General features: G+C 33.7%; 18 protein-coding genes and 1 tRNA gene. 11 read left to right on the top strand and 8 right to left on the bottom strand.

From position 1 onward, the window contains the following. Positions 1-45: 45 nt before the first annotated feature. The 3 genes from rny (at position 46) to GX756_00745 (ending at position 5,039) form a co-directional block, all read left to right on the top strand. Positions 46-1,641 (top strand): ribonuclease Y, encoded by a 1,596-nt coding sequence (gene rny / locus GX756_00755; protein ID NLC16399.1) that lies wholly within the window; start codon positions 46-48, stop codon positions 1,639-1,641. Positions 1,642-1,761: 120 nt separating this feature from the next. Further along, positions 1,762-4,122: a glycosyl hydrolase gene (locus tag GX756_00750; protein NLC16398.1), complete on the top strand. Its 2,361-nt coding sequence runs from the start codon at positions 1,762-1,764 to the stop codon at positions 4,120-4,122. Between the two features lie 320 nt (positions 4,123-4,442). Next, positions 4,443-5,039, top strand: a complete 597-nt coding sequence (locus GX756_00745; protein ID NLC16397.1) for a nitroreductase family protein — start codon at positions 4,443-4,445, stop codon at positions 5,037-5,039. Between the two features lie 112 nt (positions 5,040-5,151). On the opposite strand, the gene GX756_00740 is transcribed toward GX756_00745, so the two are convergent. Next, a complete protein-coding gene (locus GX756_00740) occupies positions 5,152-5,829 on the bottom strand; it encodes a Crp/Fnr family transcriptional regulator (protein ID NLC16396.1) in 678 nt (225 codons plus the stop codon). A gap of 108 nt (positions 5,830-5,937) precedes the next feature. Here GX756_00740 and GX756_00735 point away from each other — a divergent pair, with 108 nt between their 5' ends. The 5 genes from GX756_00735 (at position 5,938) to GX756_00715 (ending at position 10,664) form a co-directional block, all read left to right on the top strand. Beyond that, the gene (locus tag GX756_00735) at positions 5,938-6,276 is read left to right on the top strand and encodes a rhodanese-like domain-containing protein (GenBank protein ID NLC16395.1); all 339 of its coding nucleotides are present in this window, start codon (positions 5,938-5,940) and stop codon (positions 6,274-6,276) included. 13 nt (positions 6,277-6,289) lie between these two features. Beyond that, on the top strand, positions 6,290-7,960 hold the full coding sequence (locus GX756_00730) for an FAD-dependent oxidoreductase (protein NLC16394.1): 1,671 nt from the start codon (positions 6,290-6,292) through the stop codon (positions 7,958-7,960). Between the two features lie 25 nt (positions 7,961-7,985). Then, the gene (trxA, locus tag GX756_00725; GenBank protein ID NLC16393.1) at positions 7,986-8,309 is read left to right on the top strand and encodes a thioredoxin; all 324 of its coding nucleotides are present in this window, start codon (positions 7,986-7,988) and stop codon (positions 8,307-8,309) included. Positions 8,310-8,412: 103 nt separating this feature from the next. Then, complete coding sequence (locus tag GX756_00720; GenBank protein ID NLC16392.1) at positions 8,413-9,231, top strand: hypothetical protein; 819 nt, start codon at positions 8,413-8,415, stop codon at positions 9,229-9,231. Further along, positions 9,231-10,664 carry an adenylosuccinate lyase gene (locus GX756_00715; GenBank protein NLC16391.1) on the top strand — a complete coding sequence of 478 codons (1,434 nt, stop codon included), beginning with the start codon at positions 9,231-9,233 and terminating at the stop codon, positions 10,662-10,664. Before GX756_00720 ends, GX756_00715 begins: the two co-directional genes overlap by 1 nt. A gap of 642 nt (positions 10,665-11,306) precedes the next feature. On the opposite strand, the gene GX756_00710 is transcribed toward GX756_00715, so the two are convergent. The 3 genes from GX756_00710 to GX756_00700 all read right to left on the bottom strand — a co-directional run bounded on the left by GX756_00710 (position 11,307) and on the right by GX756_00700 (position 13,907). After that, positions 11,307-12,263 (bottom strand): hypothetical protein, encoded by a 957-nt coding sequence (locus tag GX756_00710; protein NLC16390.1) that lies wholly within the window; start codon positions 12,261-12,263, stop codon positions 11,307-11,309. A gap of 229 nt (positions 12,264-12,492) precedes the next feature. Then, entirely contained in the window at positions 12,493-13,164 is a 672-nt protein-coding gene (locus GX756_00705; GenBank protein ID NLC16389.1) for a M48 family metallopeptidase, read from the bottom strand. A 2-nt stretch (positions 13,165-13,166) separates the two neighbouring features. After that, a complete protein-coding gene (locus GX756_00700) occupies positions 13,167-13,907 on the bottom strand; it encodes a hypothetical protein (GenBank protein ID NLC16388.1) in 741 nt (246 codons plus the stop codon). A gap of 177 nt (positions 13,908-14,084) precedes the next feature. Between GX756_00700 and GX756_00695 the strand changes: the two genes are divergently transcribed. Beyond that, the gene (locus GX756_00695; protein NLC16387.1) at positions 14,085-16,055 is read left to right on the top strand and encodes a hypothetical protein; all 1,971 of its coding nucleotides are present in this window, start codon (positions 14,085-14,087) and stop codon (positions 16,053-16,055) included. 7 nt (positions 16,056-16,062) lie between these two features. Here the strand turns inward: GX756_00695 and GX756_00690 are convergent, their stop codons facing one another. The 3 genes from GX756_00690 to proC form a co-directional block, all read right to left on the bottom strand. After that, on the bottom strand, positions 16,063-16,947 hold the full coding sequence (locus tag GX756_00690) for a TVP38/TMEM64 family protein (protein NLC16386.1): 885 nt from the start codon (positions 16,945-16,947) through the stop codon (positions 16,063-16,065). 63 nt (positions 16,948-17,010) lie between these two features. Next, on the bottom strand, positions 17,011-17,463 hold the full coding sequence (gene rnhA, locus GX756_00685) for a ribonuclease HI (GenBank protein NLC16385.1): 453 nt from the start codon (positions 17,461-17,463) through the stop codon (positions 17,011-17,013). After that, positions 17,460-18,260: a pyrroline-5-carboxylate reductase gene (proC, locus tag GX756_00680; GenBank protein ID NLC16384.1), complete on the bottom strand. Its 801-nt coding sequence runs from the start codon at positions 18,258-18,260 to the stop codon at positions 17,460-17,462. Before proC ends, rnhA begins: the two co-directional genes overlap by 4 nt. Positions 18,261-18,323: 63 nt before the next feature. Between proC and GX756_00675 the strand changes: the two genes are divergently transcribed. Together GX756_00675 and GX756_00670 are read left to right on the top strand one after the other, a co-directional pair. After that, positions 18,324-18,398: transfer RNA gene (locus GX756_00675), tRNA-Trp, on the top strand. Positions 18,399-19,216: 818 nt separating this feature from the next. Next, positions 19,217-19,426, top strand: a complete 210-nt coding sequence (locus tag GX756_00670) for a hypothetical protein (GenBank protein ID NLC16383.1) — start codon at positions 19,217-19,219, stop codon at positions 19,424-19,426. A gap of 294 nt (positions 19,427-19,720) precedes the next feature. On the opposite strand, the gene GX756_00665 is transcribed toward GX756_00670, so the two are convergent. After that, positions 19,721-20,305, bottom strand: coding sequence for a hypothetical protein (locus GX756_00665; protein ID NLC16382.1), 585 nt, complete (start codon positions 20,303-20,305; stop codon positions 19,721-19,723). Positions 20,306-20,471 lie beyond the last annotated feature (166 nt).

Genomic DNA, 20,471 nt, shown 5'->3' with positions numbered 1-20,471 from the left:
ATAAGTCATATTAACGCAGATTGAAAATTGAATAGGAGGTAAAAAATGAACGGCGACCTGCTGAACATTTTGGCTCAAATAGACATTCTTTTGATAATTTTATTACCTATTGCGGCATTATTTATAGGCCTAGCTGTAGGTTATATTATAAATGCTCAAATAGTAAAAAGCAAAATCGGCAGCGCTACAATAACTGCCGATAAAATTATCAAAGATGCTAATATGGAAGCCAAAACGATAAAAAAAGAAGCAATATTAGAAGCCAAAGAAGAAGTGCATAGATTGCGAATGGATTTTGATAAAGAAGTAAAAGAAAGACGCAACGAACTTCAAAAAAGCGAAAGCCGTATAATCCAAAAGGAAGAGTACCTTGACAAGAAAAAGGAAACCATTGAAAAAAAGCTTGAAGCTTTGGAACAGACCAGCAAAAATCTAGCTTTAAAAGAACAAGAATTAGAACGCGAATATGAGCGCATAAAAGAAACTGAAGCCAAGATTATTCAAGAATTGGAAAGAGTTGCCTCATTGACCAAAGAAGAAGCCAAAACATTGCTAATAGCCGAGTTTGAGCAAGAAGCCAAAAAAGACGCGGCAATGTTGGTGAGAAATATAGAGCAAGCCGCAAAGGAAGAAGCGGATAAAAAAGCCAAAGCAATAATAAGCCAAGCTGTTCAAAGATGCGCTGTGGAACATACTGCCGAAATTACCGTTTCGGTAGTGCCTTTACCCAATGACGAGATGAAAGGGCGCATAATAGGTCGTGAAGGCCGAAATATAAGGGCATTGGAAAACGCTACCGGTATTGACTTGATAATAGACGATACGCCCGAAGCGGTTATATTGTCAGGTTTTGATCCGGTTAGAAGAGAAATTGCCAGAATAGCTTTGGAAAAACTTATTGCAGACGGGCGAATTCATCCTGCAAGGATAGAAGAAGTCGTAGAAAAAGTCAAAAAAGAAGTAGAAGCCCATATAAAAGAAGCGGGCGAAAACGCAATATTTGAAACTGGCGTCTATGGAATTCACCCCGAGCTTGTGAAGTTGTTAGGACGACTGCAATATCGCACAAGCTACGGTCAAAATATTTTAAAACATTCAATTGAAGTTTCCCATTTGGCTGGGTTGCTTGCAGCCGAGCTTGGACTGGATGTGATGCTTTGCAAGCGAGCTGGATTATTGCATGATATAGGCAAAGCTGTTGACCATGATGTCGAGGGAACGCATATATCAATTGGCGTTGAATTGGCTAAAAAATACAAAGAGAATAAAGAGGTTATCCATTGTATAGCCGCGCACCATAACGATATAGAGCCTGAAACTGCCGAGGCTGTTATTATTCAGGCAGCGGACGCAATATCAGGCGCAAGACCCGGCGCAAGAAGAGAATCTTTGGAAAACTATGTAAAACGGCTTGAAAAATTAGAAGAAATTGCAAATTCTTTTGCTGGCGTTGAAAAATCATTCGCAATACAGGCGGGAAGAGAAGTTAGAATTATGGTAAAACCTGAAGAGGTTGACGATAACTCTACAATCTTTATCGCCAAAGAAATAGCTAAAAAAATTGAAAACGAGCTTGATTATCCTGGACAAATAAAAGTCAATGTGATAAGAGAACTAAGAAGCACAGAGTATGCAAAATAATAAAAAAACTGCAGTATCTTATATAAGATACTGCGGTTTTTTTTAAGCGTATGCTGTATTGACTTGGACAATATTATAACTTAAAATATATTTTAATTTAATAATTTTTAAGGGTTTTTTATGGATATAAAAGATGTTTTTGAGAAAATGACGCTAAAAGAAAAGGTGTCGTTACTTTTTGCCGCTGATTGGTGGAATACCAAAAGCATAAGCCGTCTTGGCATAGACAGCATAAAAATGTCAGACGGTCCGCACGGGCTCAGAAATGAAATCATTGAGAATGGGGAAAAATCCAATCAAAAAGCCGTATGCTTTCCGCCCGCAGTACTTAGCGCATGCAGTTTTGATCTTGAGCTTATAGAAAAGATGGGGCAAGCTCTAGCAAGCGAGGCGATAGAGCAAAATGTTGATATTATTTTAGGCCCGGGCACTAATATCAAACGCTCGCCATTATGCGGCAGGAACTTTGAATACTTTTCGGAAGACCCTTATCTTGCGGGGATGATGTCAGCGTCATTTATAAAAGGCGTCCAAAGCCAAGGCGTCGGGACATCTATCAAGCATTTTGCCGCCAATAATCAAGAGACTTATAGGGCTATTATAAGCGCAGAAATAGACGAGCGGACTTTGCATGAAATATACCTAAAACCTTTTGAAATTGCTGTCAAAAAAAGCCAGCCTTGGACTGTTATGTGCTCGTATAACAGGCTAAACGGCGTTTACGCTAGCCAAAACAAATATCTCTTGACCGATGTCTTAAGGAATTTTTGGGGCTATAAAGGCGCGGTTATAAGCGATTGGGGCGCTGTGGACGAAAGGGCGCAAGGCGTCAAAGCGGGGCTTGATATTGAATTCCCGTATTCCGGCCAGTTTAATTATGAATGCGTCCTAAAAGCCGTTTTGGACGGCAAGGTTACCACACACCAAATAGATTGCTGTGTTTTGAGAATTCTAGAACTAATATCAAAAGTAAAATCGGCACAAAAAACCGTCAAATATAATCAAGAACAAAGACATCAATTGGCTAAAAAGATAGCTCAAAATTCAATAGTTTTATTAAAAAACGACGATAACTTCTTGCCTTTTAGCCAAGACCAAAAGTTATTGGTTATAGGAGCGCTCGCAAAATATCCAAGATATCAAGGCAGCGGCAGTTCAAAAATTAATCCTTATAAACTTGAAAGTTTCTTAGAAGGGCTGGATAGTCAAAATATAAGTTATGAATACTTAGACGGCTATAATATTGATAATGATAATGTAGATTATGAATTAATATCTCAAGCTGTCTCGTCATGCAAAAACCATAAAAATATAGCGGTATTTATAGGCTTAACAGAAGAATATGAAAGCGAAGGATATGACAGAAAACATATGAGATTGCCCCAATCCCATTATTCTTTGATTGACGAATTGTTAAAAGTTAGGTCTGATTTTGTTATAGTGTTAAGCGGCGGTTCGCCTATGGAGCTTGATAATATTATTGACGCCAAAGCGATAGTTTTGCAATATCTTGCTGGAGAAGCCGCGGACGCAGGCGTAGATATCTTATACGGCAAGGTCAATGCTTCGGGCAAGTTAGCGGAAACTTGGCCAATTAAATTAGAAGATAACCCTTCTTATCCAAACTTTACGGAAGATAATAACGCATCGCATTACAAGGAAACGCTTTTTGTAGGATATAGGTATTACGATACTTTTGATAAAGATGTAAGATTTCCATTTGGTCATGGGTTAAGTTATACATCTTTTGAATTAAATAACATTATAGTAAAAACCGATGATGATAATATAGCGGTTAATCTTACTATCAAAAATATTGGGAATTTTGACGGCGCGGAAGTAGTTCAAGTTTATATCGGCATGCCTCAAAGCAGGTTTATAAGACCCAAAAAAGAACTTAAAGGGTTTAAAAAAGTCTTTTTGAAAAAAGGAGAAGCGAAAGATATAACTATTTTAATTCCTATGCGATCTTTAGCTTTTTACAATGTTTCATCAAAAGACTGGGCGCTTGAGGGCGGGGAATATAAAGTTTTTGTAGGCGTATCTTCTAAAGATATAGCATATGAACATGATATTAATATTAAGGGCGAGGAGTTTGTATTTTCAAATTATATTCCGCCCAAAAAGCCCATTTTAAGCGACGAAGAATTTTCTAAGCTTTTGGGGAGACCGCTAACGCCAAAAAGCGTAAAAAAACAGCGTCCTTTTGACTTTAATTCAACCATTAATGACATAAGCAGGACTGTTATAGGACGGATATTAAAAAGGAGACTGAAAAAAGAGTTTAAAACATTGCATAGGAATATGCCGGGCAACGACCAAACTTTTGAGTCAATCCTTAGGCTGCCGTTAAGAATGCTTGCGACGCTAAGCGAAAGGAGGCTTCCAAAAGAAAGGATGATGGGACTAATTGACATGGCTAATAAAAAATATTTTAAAGGGCTAAAAAAGGTCATAAAGTCTAGAAAAATTAAGGGGTAATTTTCTTTTAAATATTATTTTAAAAAGGAGCTTTTTTTAAAAAGGAGCTTTTTTCGTATTTAAAAAGATTTTTATAGAATACTCTATCAGGCATAATACTAATTTAAAGTCTATTTTTAATGAAATAAATATTTTTTGATGTTTATTTTATTAAATTTATCGCTTTATGTTATATTTTGTTATATTATGTTTTAAAAAAATTTAATTAAAATTAACGAAAATAAAAAAATATATCACTTTGCATGTTGACATTATTAAATTTAAGGTTAATATTAAGGTTAACACTAAAGATACAACCATAAAAAAGGAGATTTAAAATTATGAATAAATTTATGGATTCAATAAAAAGCAGACGTTCAATATATTCAATAGGAAAAAATATAGCCGTATCTGACGATGAAATAATTGATATGATCAAACAGGCATTAATGCATTCTCCAACGCCATATAATTCGCAGGCCAATAGGGCTGTTTTGTTAATTGGAGAAGACCATGACGATTTATGGGATATTGTATTAGAATCTTTGAAAAAAGTCGTTTCTGAAAAAAACTTCGCCAAAACGCAAGATAAAATTCAGTCATTTAAAAACGGTTACGGAACAATACTTTTCTTTGAGGATGAAAAAGTCACAAAGGCTTTGATGCAAAAATTTCCTTTATATAAAGATTCTTTTTCGGTTTGGGCGATGCAGGCTGCCGGTATGTTTCAACATATTGTTTGGACCGCTTTATGCGATATGGGCTTGGGGGCAAGTTTGCAGCATTATAACCCTTTAATTGACGACGCTGTTAAGGTCCGCTGGAATTTGCCGATTGAATGGAAATTATTGGCGCAAATGCCGTTTGGGAAAATTTTGGGCGTAGCGGGAGAAAAAGAATTTGTCCCTGTTGAAAAAACATTTAGAGTTTTTAGGTAAAAATTGATAATAAAAAAACCTTCTATCATAAATTTTTTACATAGAAGGTTTTTTAAAAATAAATAATAAGTGATAAAATTACAGAAAATAATTGAAATTTATAATATAATACTTATAAATTAGCTATATCAGCCAACGCTTTGTCATTAATGATTTTGTAACCGCCGCGGAACAGCTCTATATAACCTTCATCCTCAAAATAATTCATCATGCGTGTAACAACTTCTCGGGCGGTTCCCAAGTGGTTGGCTATGGTATCTTGAGTTATCTTAACCACATTAGCGCCGTCAATATTGGCTTGCTCCAAAATAAAGTCCGCTAGGCGCTTATCGAACCTTGAAAACAGAGTTTGTTCTATAAGAAACAAAGCGTCCGATAGCCGTTGCGACATTATGGCCAAAACATAATCTTTGATAAAGGTGTTGTTTTTTACGAAGCGTTCAAAATGTTCGGAAGGCAAAACGATTATTTGGCTGTCTTTTTCGGTTTCAATAGTAACATCAAATGTCAAATTATTCATTACGCATGAAGCCGAAAGCACACAAACATCGCCTTCTAACAACCTGTAAATGCTGATTTGCTTGCCGTTTTTTGAGCCGATAAAAGCGCGGACTTGGCCTTTAAAGACAATAATCATACCGCTGCAGGTTTCGTTATTGGAAATAATTTCGCCTGCCGAGTAATTCCTTAAAACGGCCTTATTAAAAAAATCTTGTCTATCATCAAAAGACATCTTTTTTAAGAAGGGAAGATATGTCTTCAAAAAATCAATGCATTCTTGTTTTACCATATATATACCTCAAAAATATGTATAATACATTATACATAAATAAATCATATTTTTCAAGAAGTTATTTAAATTTAAGCACGGAAGATATATTTTGGGTGGAGGTGCGAATTGGCGACTTATCATAAAAGATATGATATTAATAAAATTAATATCAATGATGTAGTTAATGTATTAGAAATTAATGATTATCTTATTGATCTTAGAAGCTATAATGAATTTAAGGACGGGCGATTGCCAAATAGTATAAATGTGCCCTTTTTTAAAATTGGCGATTGGGCAAAAAATAATATTAATAACTATAACGCTAAAATTTATTTATATTGTCAAAATGGCGCAAGAAGCGTTCATGCCGCCGCTATATTAAAAAAGATGGGATATGCTAATGTTGTGGATTTGGGCGGCCTAAACGCTTATAAAGGCGAACTGGTAACAGACGGTATAAATTAAAAAGGAAATAAGGATGGCTAAAACAATCATCATAGGCGGATCCGCGGCAGGCGCGACCGCCGCGACAAGATTAAGACGACTTAGCGAGGATATGCAAATAGTAATGCTTGAAAAAGGCGACTATATATCTTATGCAAGTTGCGGCTTGCCATATTTTATAGGCGGCATTATCCAAGATAAAAATGACTTAACAATTATGACTCCTTCAGGTTTTGCCGCTTGGTATAATATAGATGTCAGAATAAAGAACGAAGCGATTTTCATTGATACTGTAAAAAAAGAAGTATCAATAATAGACCATATCAAAAACAAGCAATATCAAGAAAAATACGATTATTTGATTTTGGCAACGGGCGCTGAGCCGATTATTCCTGAAAAAATGCAACATATCCCCGGAGTGTTTGCCTTGCGGGATATTCCGGACACGCTAAAGATTAAGTCATTTATTGAACAAAACAAACCTAAAAACGCCGTAATAATTGGGGGCGGCGCAATAGGTCTTGAAATGGCGGAAAATTTGGCATTGGCTTCTATTGATACGACAATAATAGAACTTAGCGACCATGTAGGCTCGCCTTTGGATTTTGATATGGCAAGTTTTTTACAAAAAACCTTAAGAAAGAACGGCATAAACCTTGTTTTAGGGAACAGCGTAAAGAATATAACTTCAAACTCAAATAACCTCATATTGACGCTTAACTATGATACGACTATTATTGCCGATATGGCAATTATATCCATAGGGGTTAAGCCCCAATCCAGATTAGCCCAAGAAGCCGGGTTAAAAGTTAACGAAAGGGGCGCTGTGGTCGTTAATTCTAAAATGCAAACCTCCAATCCAGATATTTATGCGATAGGGGATTTGATAGAAACGATAGATTTTATAACCAAAGAAAAGACATATTCGCCTTTGGCAGTCCCCGCGCATAAACAAGCGCGAGTAGCCGCCGATAATATTTTGAGTAAGGCCGCCAAATACAAAGGCGCGACTTTTTGCGGCATTATTAAAGTTTTTGATAAGACGATAGCTGTTTGCGGGCTAAATGAAAAAACTTTAAAAGCCCAAAATATCGCCTATGAAAAAGTTTATATAACCATGCCTTCGCATCCTACTTATTATCCTGACGCGGGCGTTATTGATATAAAATTGTTATTTGATAAAACCAACGGAAAAATTTTTGGAGCGCAATTAATAGGCGACAAAGGCGTTGATAAGCGCGCCGATGCGCTTGCCACGGTCATTAGAATGAACGGAACAGTGGATGATTTGGCGGAGCTAGAACTTCCTTATTCGCCGCCATATTCGTCCGCAAAAGACCCTATAAATATCGCTGGTTTGGTTGCGCAAAATGTTAAACAAAAATTAAGCGACATAAAACATTTGGAAGATTTAGAAAAGATTGATTTGGATAAGTCAATTCTTTTGGATGTCAGGACAAGACAAGAATTTGAAAAAGGACATATTGATGGCTTTAAAAATATACCTCTACATGAATTAAGGCTTCGTATAAATGAATTAGATGAAAATAAAACCATATATTTAATGTGCTTATCAGGACAACGAGCTTATACAGCTGAACGATTTTTGAAGAACAAAGGCTTTAATGCGTTTAGTTTTTCTGGCGGATATAGGGTATATAAGCATATTAATGATGAAAAAAATTTAAAAACAATAACTATTTAAAAAAAACAAGAAGGAGAAAATATAAATGGCAGAAGTAATCCATCTTAACAAAAAAAATTTTAAAGAAACGATTTCAAACGCCGATAAGCCCGTATTAGTTGATTTTTGGGCAAGTTGGTGCGGTCCTTGCCGTATGCTTGCTCCGGTTTTGGACGAAGTGGCTCAAAGTCTAAACGGCGAAGCTATTATAGCCAAGGTCAATGTTGACGAAGAGCAGGAGCTTGCCCAAGCTTTTAGGGTGATGTCAATACCTACGATGTTTATAATCAAAAACAACGAAGTGGTTGACCAAATGATTGGATTTACCAGTAAAGATAACATTATTAACGCGTTAAAAAAACATATATAAAAACATATATAAATGAAGTTTTTTTCCATAAAAGAGATTATCCAATATTATAGGATAATCTCTTTTTTTCACCTAAAAAATTATGTCGCATATATTAATAAAAATGAAAATAAGCGATTTGCATAATGATATTATCACGGTAGAAACCTTTAACAACGCCAAAAGATATCTAACAAAAAACTCTAAATATCTTGATAGGATAGTTTTGGCTGTTTGGACGACGCATACCAAATATAATAACTTTTCTAATATTGATTTGCTTATAAAAAGTTATCAAACATTAAATTTTTCCAAGATTTTATTTGGAATAGAAGATATATCCCTTATAAATGAGCAAGACTATGGCAAAATGCCAAGTTTAAATATTTTTTATGCGTCATTGACCTGGAACTACGACAACGCGCTAGGAGGCGGGGCATATGGAGATATTGGGCTTACCGCAAAAGGCAAAAAAATATTAAAAATATTGCAAGAGAGTAAAATTATTTTGGATACAGCGCATCAAAACCAAAAAACATTTTGGGATTGCATAGGATATTTTGAGGGTTTAATAATTAATTCACATACTTGTTTTAGTTCTGTTTTTAAGCATAAAAGAAATATCACAGACCAACAAATAAGCACGATAATACAAAAAGGCGGCGTAATAGGGCTGTCATTGGTGGGGGATTTTTTATCCGATAAAAAAATAGCTAAAATAGAAGATGTGATAAGGCATATGGATTATTTTATTCAAAAGTTCGGCGATCAAAATTTATGCTTAGGCACGGATTTTTTTGGTACTGATAATTTGCCTCAAAATCTAAATAGTTATCTAGCCTTGTCTATATTAGTGGAAAAACTACAAAAAATAGGCTATAATAAAAACACAATTGAAAGAATTTTTCATAAAAATTTTGATAATTTTTTGAGGTTAGTTTAATGGAGTATAATTTATACCAAAACCCTTTGATTTCTAGATACGCGAGCGCCGAAATGGCCAAGATATTCTCAGACGACACAAAGATAAAGCTTTGGCGCAAGCTTTGGATTGTATTAGCCGAGAGCCAAAAAGAATTGGGAATAAATATTACAGACGGGCAAATAGCCGAGTTAAAACGATACCAAAACGACATAAATTGGGAAATAGCCCAAGAGCGCGAAAAAATCGTAAGACATGATGTTATGGCGCATGTTTACGCTTATGGAGAGCAGGCAAAAAGCGCAAAGTCCATTATTCATTTAGGGGCTACTAGCTGCTATGTGACAGATAACGCCGAAATCATTATGATTTATAACGCGCTGGAAGTTGTTAAGAAAAAGCTAATTACGCTTATAGATTTACTTTCCAAATTTGCGTTAAAATATAAAGATTTGGTTACATTGGGCTTTACTCATTTTCAAGCCGCGCAGCCCACAACCGTAGGCAAAAGAGCGACGCTTTGGATTCAGGATTTGATGCTAGATTTTGAAAATTTGGAATTTTTAATCAATAATATAAAGCTACGAGGCGTCAAAGGCACTACGGGGACGCAAGCCAGCTTTTTAAAATTATTTAAAGGAAATAGCCAAAAGGTTATTGAGCTAGAAAAACTTATATTAAGCAAGCTAGGTTTTAAAGCCGCTTATGGAGTAACAGGACAAACATATCCGCGAAAATTTGATTATTCTGTGCTAAGCGCGTTGAGCATGATAGCCCAAAGCGCGTATAAATTTGCCAATGATTTAAGGCTGTTGCAGCATCTAAAAGAATTAGAAGAGCCTTTTGAAAAAGAACAAATAGGAAGTTCGGCAATGGCCTATAAACGAAACCCTATGAGAAGCGAACGGATTTGCGCGTTAGCTAGATTTGTTTTGAGTTTGCCTATTAATGCGTCTATGACCGCATCTACCCAATGGCTTGAGAGAACTTTGGACGATTCGGCCAATAAGCGCATAGTTATTCCTCAAGCATTTTTGGCGATAGACGGCGCGCTTAATCTTTATCTAAACATTGCACAAAATATGGTCGTTTATGAAAATATGATAAAAAAACATCTTGAAGAAGAATTGCCGTTTATGGCAACCGAAGAAATTTTGATGGAATGCGTAGCTCAAGGCGGAGACCGTCAAGAATTACACGAAAAAATCAGACAACATTCTGTATTAAGCGCGATTGAAGTCAAGCAAAAAGGCAATCCAAACGATCTTCTAAAGCGAATTGCCAATGACCCCGCCTTTGCCGCCGTTAAGGATAAATTAAATGAATTAACCGATGCCAAAAGATTTGTCGGAAGAGCGGCAGAGCAGGTTGAGGAATTTTATAACAACGAGATCAAACCTTTAATAGAAAAAAATAAAAAATACTTAGGCGCCCAATTTGAAGTGAAAGTATAGGAATTTTATATGAATATTTTAGGGATTTTTTGAAAATATATGAAAATGATATAGAAATAAGCCCAGTATTATATCTGACATAATAATATAATAATTCATAAAAAATATTAAATTTACGATGTATTAGACAATAATATAGAAATATGGACCAAATATCGTAAAATCTAAAAAATTTTTTAGTAATTTAAATATAAAAAAATATAAAATTAAATATAAAAAATATAAAAAATAAATATTAAATTGCAAAACAAATATATAAAATTGCAAGACAAATATATAATTTTATAGATATTTACTTTATTAATATTTTTCCTGACAAATAATATAAAAGAAATACCGCATTATTTAAATAATTTATCGTTAAATAAAATAATATAATTAAGTACTCTATTTAGTATAATACTTTTGTAATGATAATAAAAATAAATATATTAAAAAATACTCATATTAACACAATTAATTATTATTAGATAACTATAATGGATTTTATGTATAAAATTACTAACAACACTTCGTAAAACCTATCTTTTGCGCATAGTTTTACATATCCCCTTTACATTTAAAGCCCTTGTTTTTTATGGGTTTTAAATTTTATGCGATTTTTTGCTTGGTGTTATCTTTATTCAATTTTATATTTTATTTTTAGGGATTAATTTGCGCGCTAAAATAAAGATTAGTCATTTCAAATGTTATCGCGGAAACATCTTGAATAGATTCAAAATTAAAATTATATGCTTCATCATTATTTATATTGGATATCTTTATGGACGTGGCGTCAAATCTTATATTAAAAAATGCCAAATCCTCCGGCATTATAAAAGAAGTATCGTCAAATATTATCATATTTTGATTATAATCAAATTCAATTATGTAATATTTAGAAAAATCATAATTAAATTTAAGTTTTAAATTGGAATTGGCATTATATTGTTTGAAATCTAAAGCGATATTAAGCCCCATATTAAACTTCTCATAAGAAGGTTCATAATTAATTACAAAAGTATCATTGCCTTTATAAAATAATTCGTTTTCATTAAGATATATATCATCGTAATTTTGATAATCAGGGTTTATAAACCAATTATATAATTTTTCATAAATTGATTTGTGTTTAATATCAATTGTTAATTCGGTTGTATTACCGCTTGAATCCAGAACTTTAATAATTAATTGATCGTCTTTTTCTTTTTCGTGTATATAATACAAAACATCAAAAAAATCATCGTAATTTATTTTACCGTCACATTGTATTTCTAGGTCCAATTCAGTATCAACATTATCAATTATCTCAAAACGCGGCAACACTAAGCCAATATTGGAATATGCCATTAACCTGTTATCAGGAATATTATTGATTTCTCCTAAGATTTGAGGCGGCTCGTTATCAACAGGCCCAATTACATCAAAAGGCATTCTTTTGGTCATTAAATAACCATAGCCATCAATAATAGTTACCTTTACTTGATAATGCCCTGCCTCATTTAAACAAACTTGATTATTGCCGTATTTTAGTTCTAATTTCTCATCCTTATAATCTATCCATGCGAAAAACCTTGAAAATTTATATGTTTCTTTATAATCATTAACCGTTATGCTCACATCAAAACTTTCTCCAATTTGCGCGCAAAAATCAAATTTGCTTTCATTATTGAAAAGAACTTCTATAGAATATACAGACCAAATTTGCTGAGAGTGTGAACAAGAATAAAATAATCAATGCTGATTAAGACAAAAATCAGCAAAAAAACTTTTATATAACGATAAAAAATAATATATTTTCTCATTTAACAAAAATATATTATTATATTACAAAATTATAGATAAAATGTCATCTGAATAAATCTTGTAAAAAATTAAAATATTTGAGTTCTTTTCTAATATTTTTGCAATCAGGAATTAAAGAACGGACTATATCCCAAAATTTCGTGGAATGATTAAAATGTATAGTATGCGCCAATTCATGCGCGATCAAATAATTTAAAAAAACGGACGGCAACATAATTGCCCTAAAATTTAGGCCAATATTCCCCTGCTTATCGCAACTTCCCCATTTGGATTTTGAATTAATGATTTTTAGACTATTATATTTGAATCCTGAGCTAGAAAATTTATTTAATTTAATAATAAACTCTTTTTCGGATTCTTGGATTAAAAATCTTTTTAAAGCGTTTTTTAAAGCATTTTGCTTATTAGGCAATTGATATTTTTGAGGTATTAACAATTGCTCTGAAGTTATGCTGATTTTTCTCGCATTTTTAAAGGCGCATTTTATTATTTTGCCTTTATACATAACTTCATTATATGTATAAAGATTTTTATATTTTTGATAACGATTTTGCGCGTAGATTTGATTTTTCGCAATCCAATTGCTTTTTTTAATCAAAAATTCATTGATTTTATCAAAAGATAAATTAATCGGCGCTTTAACAATAACTTTGCCGGTATAATCAATACAAACCGCTAATGTTTTTCTATTGCTTTTTATTAATTGATATTTCAAGATTATTTTCCGTCAAATAAAATACGCGTCCTAAACGCGGGCTTGTTTTCGCATTCTATTTCAATTATAACATCATGCTTATTATTATAAAATTTTTTAACGGTATAGTCTTGGTTATATTTCATTTCCGATAAATAGTTGACGGAAAACGATTTAATGTTTTTTTCAAGGATATCACTTGGTTCCAAGGCGTTATAAGCGACATTGGCGTATTTTGCGTTATTCATATGACGGTTAATATCTATGTCGTCAAGCCTAACGCGATTTTTAAAAATTTCTATCATGTTATTGGCAGGCTCAACTTTCCAATTAGGGTCTTGGATAGCGCGTTTGTCAATAAATTTTAAACCATTGAAATATTGGAGGTTTATGCGCTTAATTTTATGGGTTTGGGAATCTAAAATAAGCCATTTGGATACGCCTCTAATTATTATATTTCCATTACTATCCAAAATATAATAATCACGGTCGCAATCAATCATTCTAGGCGCAATAGGATAAGTGACAACCGTTATCTCATCGCCTAATTTTGGATATTTGTCAATTTCGGCGCAGATTCGTGATAACACCCAATATTCATTATGTATGATAAGGTTATAATAGTCAATTTTTAATTCTATGGCGTGACGGGTAGCGACTTCTTGAAAATAGTTTAAAATTGAACTAGGCTTTAAATTTCCGCAAATGTCAATATCATAAATGGTTACAATAAACTTTTGGCTATAACTACAAATGTCTTGCATTATAAACTCCATAAAAAATTGAATAACGACATATAAAATTATAAGCAAACCAATATTAAAACGCAAATAAATTATCAAAAATCAACAAAACAACCATACAAAATGTTATTGTTTATTATTATGTCTGGTGTAGTATTATGTATTGACAATCTTTAATGGTTTTTATATCATATATTTATGGATAATTATATCAGTAGCGATTTAATTCGCGGTAATATTGACACCATAATACTTCGCTCTTTATCCGAGGGCGATAAATATGGTTATGAAATTTTAAAAGAAATTGAATCCAAAACGCAAGGCGAATATATTTTAAAACAACCTACCCTATATAGTTGTCTTAAGAGACTGGAAAAACAAGGCTATATTACTTCTTTTTGGGGACAAATTACTTTGGGCGGGCGAAGAAAGTATTATAGGTTAACCCCAGAAGGCAAAAAATATTTTGAAAAGGTGCAAGCGGAATGGGAATATTCGCGCGCGTTAATTGATAAACTTATTGCCAAAAGAAGAACAACCCCGCAAATTGATGTTAATGCCGAATTTGAAGACAATAAAGACGAACCTATAGAAAACCAAAAAAATGATAACGTTGCTTTTGGAATAAAGAATAATGAAAATTTTGAACTAAACGCTCAAGAGTTTGATATAGAAATTCATAAAAATGACCAAGAAAACGCTTATAGCGGCAATATTGAACAAGAAGATACAAAAGATTATGCGGCGAAGCAAACTCCAGATAAGGTCGCAAGCGATAGCAATTTATTAGATACCGAAAATCAAGATCAAAAAATACCAGAACAACAGGAAAAAAGCAAGAAGCAAATTTTTATAGTCGCCAAATCCAAAACAGAAGAAGATGTCCAAAGCGATAAAGAAAGAAACTTGCATAATACTATTACTAAAATTCCTATTTATACCCCGTTAAAAGGTAAGCCTCTTTACGCTAAGAGCGAAAGGGTTTTGAAAGATTATCAATCCGAGTCAAGCGCTCAAAGCGCTTATGAAAATAAACCCGACGAAAAAGAATTTTTACCTAAAGTTCAAGATATTCCGCAACAAGTTTCTTCTCAAGATGATGTTTCCAAAACTTACAATCAACCAGAACAAATATCCTTCTTTAAATCGTCTGAAATAAAATCGCAAAAAAAACACGAAATTGACGATAGCTTAATTGGCAAAACCAAAATCAATTATGATCCGAATGAAGTTTTCTTTGCCGACCAAAGATCAAGCAAACCAGCTCAATTCCAAACTTATGAAGATTTGATTCTGAAAGAAAAAATGGAACTGTTTAAAGAAAATATTATCAAAGGCAAAAAAGCTTCTATTCAGCGCGAGCCCGTATCCGAACCCGAGCCTTCCCAATCCGTTTCTTCTCCCGAGGCTCAATTATATTCGTTGCCTGATAACACTATTCCTGATTTTAATGAGATTGTTACACCCTCTTTTGGCGGCACCTATGCCTCCCTTGAAGAGGCGCAACAAGTATATAAAATTGAAAAGCAATATAAAAATGTTTTGGGCAAGCTTTTTGATAATAAAAATCAAAATTATGAACTAAAACCGAAGCGTCCTGAAAAAAACGAGCAATCAAGCCAATCGCTAAATAATCTTACTAATAATTTTGACAGCAACAGCACTTATAATGTTAATAATATTAAAGTCGCGCCTTTTTCAAAAAATATAATAAGCGAATATTACAGCTCCGATTATGTTTATTACAATAAGTTTAAACTAGCCCAGAGTTTGATTTTTTCTGTTTTGATGTTTTTGACTAATATCGGCCTGTATTTTTTGCTTAATGTTTTATTCCGCCTTAATATAAACACCGGATATTATTTTACCGGAGGTTTAGTTTCTATTTTAATTGCGCTGATTGCCTCGGTTGCTTTTTTTTACAAGCCTAATCGCAAAAAGAAGATTTTTTTGGAATTAAAAAAAGAATTGCTTAATAAGTTTTACCTATGGTTGATTATAAGCGCCGTATTTATTTTGGTGTTTTATCTTGCGGATAAAAATTTATTTTTAAGCATTAACAATTTTTCCAAAGCCCTTATCGTCATAATCTTGTCTTTTAACATATTAAGCTTGCCTATTATTGCTAAGATTATGTTAAAGTTTAAGGCATTTTCAATAAAGTCTTAATAATTTTTTATCTTCTATATTTTCTTTTTTTACGCGCGCCCCAAATTTTGCTTGCTATAACGGTTAATTGATTTTTATATTTGTTTAACAAATAAAACAACAACATAAAAGCTATCGCTATAGCAATCCAAGCCGCAATCCCCCATCCCGTAAAAGGAATTATATCACCTGTGCCCATATAGCACATTACGGCTATTGTAATTGGTCTTGTCAAAAGAACAGCTATTATAAAAAACTTCCACGACATTGTGGTTATTCCGGCCACCATGCATAAAATATCGTCAGGGAAAAAAGGAAAAAGCAACATCAAAATTAGCATATATTTTCCTTTGTGGCTTAATAATCTTCTGTATTCTATGGCTTTGTCTTTGCCCGCAATCCATTCCACCAATTTTTTGCCAAAAATCCGCCCCAATGCAAAAGCGGCGACAGATCCCAAAAAAACGCCCAAAGAACTTAGCAAAAAAGCAACCGTAGGACCGTATAACGCCACTCCCACTAAGTTTAAAACTATTGAAGGCAAGGGCAAAAAAACCACTTGAATTATTTGGACGCCTACAAAGACTGCCATGCCCCAAAACCCGGTGCTCAGTATAAAATTTTTGATAAGCTCCATATTAGTAAGGCTTTGAAGCGTCCCTGAAATATCCAACGCTATATAACTTGTAATAAAAAAAAACATCATTACATTGAATGTAAATGTCAGTTTTATAAGGCTTTCTAATTGATAAAATTTAAATAAAAACATTCCTAGCAGAAGCAAAAAATTGATAAATTGAATAATGATATAAGCCATTAAGGGTAATGTTTTGGAAAAAAAATATACCCCTAAAACCATAAAAACGCTTAATATTACGGAAATATATATTAATACCCTAATAGATTGTTTCATACAAACTTTGCTTTAGATAATATTATATGTCTAAAGGCAAAGGTTTAATATAAAAAGAAAAAATCAAGAATTGGTAAGTTCAGACAATTTTTTTATTTCCGCCCTGGCCAATTCGTCGCAACGGTTATTATATTCATTATCGCTATGGCCTTTCACCTTGTGCCAGATTATATCGTGTTTTGACGAATACATAATCAAGTCTTGCCATAAGTCTATATTTTTGACATCTTCTTTGGATGCGGTTTTCCAATTGGTAGTTTTCCATTTGTCAATCCATTTATTATTCATAGCGTTGATTATATACGCCGAATCGCTATAAATATGGACTTTGCATTTTTCTTTTAAAGCTTTTAGGGCGTAAATTATAGCAAACATCTCCATGCGGTTATTAGTGGTGTCAGGGCAAGAACCGCTAAGGACTTTTTCAACCCCTTTATAAATAAGTATAGCTGCCCATCCCCCAATGCCCGGATTGCCACTACAAGCCCCGTCGGTATATATAGTCACTTCTTTCATTTGATATCCTCGGAAAGTATTATAGATTTTTTATAAGCCGCCAAAACGGCTTCGGCGATAATTTTGTCAAAGCCTTGTTTTTTTAGCGTTTTTATGGCTTCTATGGTCGTTCCGCCTTTTGAACATACGGCGTCAATCATATCTTCAATTATTTGGTTTGGATGCGCCTCTATCATTTTAAACCCGCCTAGCGCCGTTTGCAAAGCCAACGCCCTTGCCTCGTCTTGCGATAAACCGACTTTTTGGCCCGCTTTTATTAAAGAGTCTATAAAATAATAAACATAAGCTATTCCGCTTCCTGAAACTGCCGTAACCGCGTCCATTTTTTCTTCTTCCAACACAACGACTTTTCCTATGCGGTTAAATAAATAAATGACAAAATTTTGGACATCTTGGGACGCGTTAAAAAAAGCTATGCCCGAACAAGATTGATTAATTTTGGCTGCCAAATTAGGCATTACTCTTGCCAAAGCGCCTGCCTTTGGCAAGCTTTTTAAAAGCGAGGATATTTTTATGCCCGCCATTATGGATATTACAATGTTTTGGCTTGTTATGTATGGTTCTATTTCTTTTAAAACATTCTCTGAGTCTTTGGGTTTGACCGCGATAAGTATATACTCGCAATTTTGGGCTAAATATTTATTATCATTGATTATTTCTATATTTTTTTTATCAATATCAATTTTAGGCGCTTCTAAGGTGCTTACCAAGATGCGACCCTCAAAATCATTCTTTATGCCGCTTAGGATAGCGCCGCCCATATTTCCTAATCCAATAATGCCTAACTTGTATTTCATAATTTTTACACACCTTATCAATTGACTAAAAACTTACATTATTATATAATATCTTATGTTTTTAGGGGAATGGCTCAATGGTAGAGTAGCGGTCTCCAAAACCGTTGGTTGGGGGTTCGAATCCCTCTTCCCCTGCCAAATCCCTTTGAAATCCGAACCTCAGAAATCCGTCTTTATTAACGGTTTTTGGGGTTTTTATTTTTTCGCGATTAATGTATATTATTTTAAAGTATTCAGACGCATCGGTCAATCAATATCCGCAATATTTATATAGCTTTTGTTTTTTACTTGAAAATAAAAAAAGGTGCTAGATAATGTCAATATTCATCCATATACGGACGGAAAAGGGGTATCAGTGAGGCTGTCCTTAGAAAAATACGAGAACTGGAAGAAGCTACGACCTACAGCCGAGAAACTCGCGGAGAAAGATATACCAAACTGGTTAGAGCAATTAAGAAATACGAAAACAAAAAAAATAAAAGGCGACAAGTCCCTATTATATCAACAGAGTTCTGTTTGTCAGCTTTAAAATCTATTGCGGAAGAAAATTCAAAGGTCGGAATAAAGACCTTTTTTATTTGCCTTTTGGAACAGAAAAAGTTCTCAGCCTGATAAGCGCTTTTTGCAATAACTAATAAAGACTAAATATATTTAAGAGTAATGGGGAGTAGTCTGATAGAACATTTTCATGAAAGGTTTTATATGGTATTAGACGGATTAAGGGAAAATAATCCGTCTTTTGTTTCAAAGCTTCATTTTGATATAGCCAACCTTTTAACTGAAGATGAAATAAATAGTTTGGATTTACATACAAAAGACTATATTTTGGGGTTTATGATAGCGCCAAATTATTATTTGATGAAATATTCGCTGATATTTATTCCATAATAAAAAGGCAAGCTTCAATCAAAGACTTGTCAACAAATGTAGAAGCAAAGATTAGGGCACTAAATTTTATGAAAGTAAAGAATTTTCTAAATCTGAAATTGATAAATTTAAATAATTTCTTATCAGACACCGACAGCGAAGGGCGTAAGCTAATCAAAAAACAGCAAAAGTTTTTTAAGGATATTAAAGTAAAAGACAAAAACGGTAATCTTTTAGTAGTTTCAGGGCTGAATTTACCATTTTTGATAGAAAAAAAGCTAAAAGCTATTAGAAAGTAAACTATGATTTACCGTATTTTACTTTACCTTAGACAAGTAACAGGAAAAAGATTATGGCAGGGATTATAAGGGCGCATATCAATAGACTAGACCTTACTAGGATTAAAGAATATCGTATTCTTGCCGGTCTGTCAACGCCCTGTTAAGCACATGTCCATACGCCTTTGCTTTTTTGTAGTAAAAAAGTTAAATAAAATAGCCATGCTATTTTGATATTCAAACAGCATGGCTATTTTTTGGGTTTTTTATATTAATTGTTTAGGGTTTAAATTGCTTTTTCACCCAATTAAAATATTATACCTCTTCGCCGCATCTGTAGCAATATCCCTCGTGGGCCCACTCATGCGTGCATGCTTCCAAAGAGACAATACTATCGGCAGCCGGTCCAAAATACATAAGTTTGCCGTCTACGTCGTTGACTCTCTCGTCTAACGGGATGAAATATAGATTAGATAATGTAATGGTAGATTGTTGAGCGCAGACAAATATTTGTATCATTTGATCTTCTGCTGTAGTTTCCATTACATATATAAATCTATATGTAACGTTTGCCTCAAACTTGCGGCCAGGATTGCCTTCTTCGTTTGATTTTGTTCCAATTAGCTTTGATTGATTATCATTAAATTCATCAACAGCTCCTTCGTTTACAACCCTTGCGCCTAATCGACCAATTTCAATATTATTCTCAGCGCATGTTACATCAAATATCAATAGGAATCTGCCGACATACGCGCCATTCTCGTCGCCTACAGCAAAGCGGGTAAAGGAGTTCCTGACTCCAGAACCTTTAAGATTAATCACCCATTCAGAACCATTGTTAGTTACTGTAGTGCTGTCGCTATCGCCTCTTTGAGTAGCAAAGGTCATTCTTTCTTCCATTATTGACTCAAAGAACTGATACTAGTCGGAAGATTTATTGAGAATTCCAGCTGATGTAGTTACAAAATCAAATTTATTAGAATCATCAACTACATAATACTCGCCATTATATAGAGTTTTGTATGCATCGCATCTAGAACATTCTAACGGATTATCGTTAAAATCA

The organism is Clostridiales bacterium (assembly GCA_012512255.1).
In the GTDB taxonomy this organism is placed as follows: Bacteria; Bacillota; Clostridia; order Christensenellales; family DUVY01; genus DUVY01.
The sequence above is the reverse complement of the archived record's forward strand: the minus strand, read 5'-3'. Positions and strand labels throughout refer to the sequence as shown.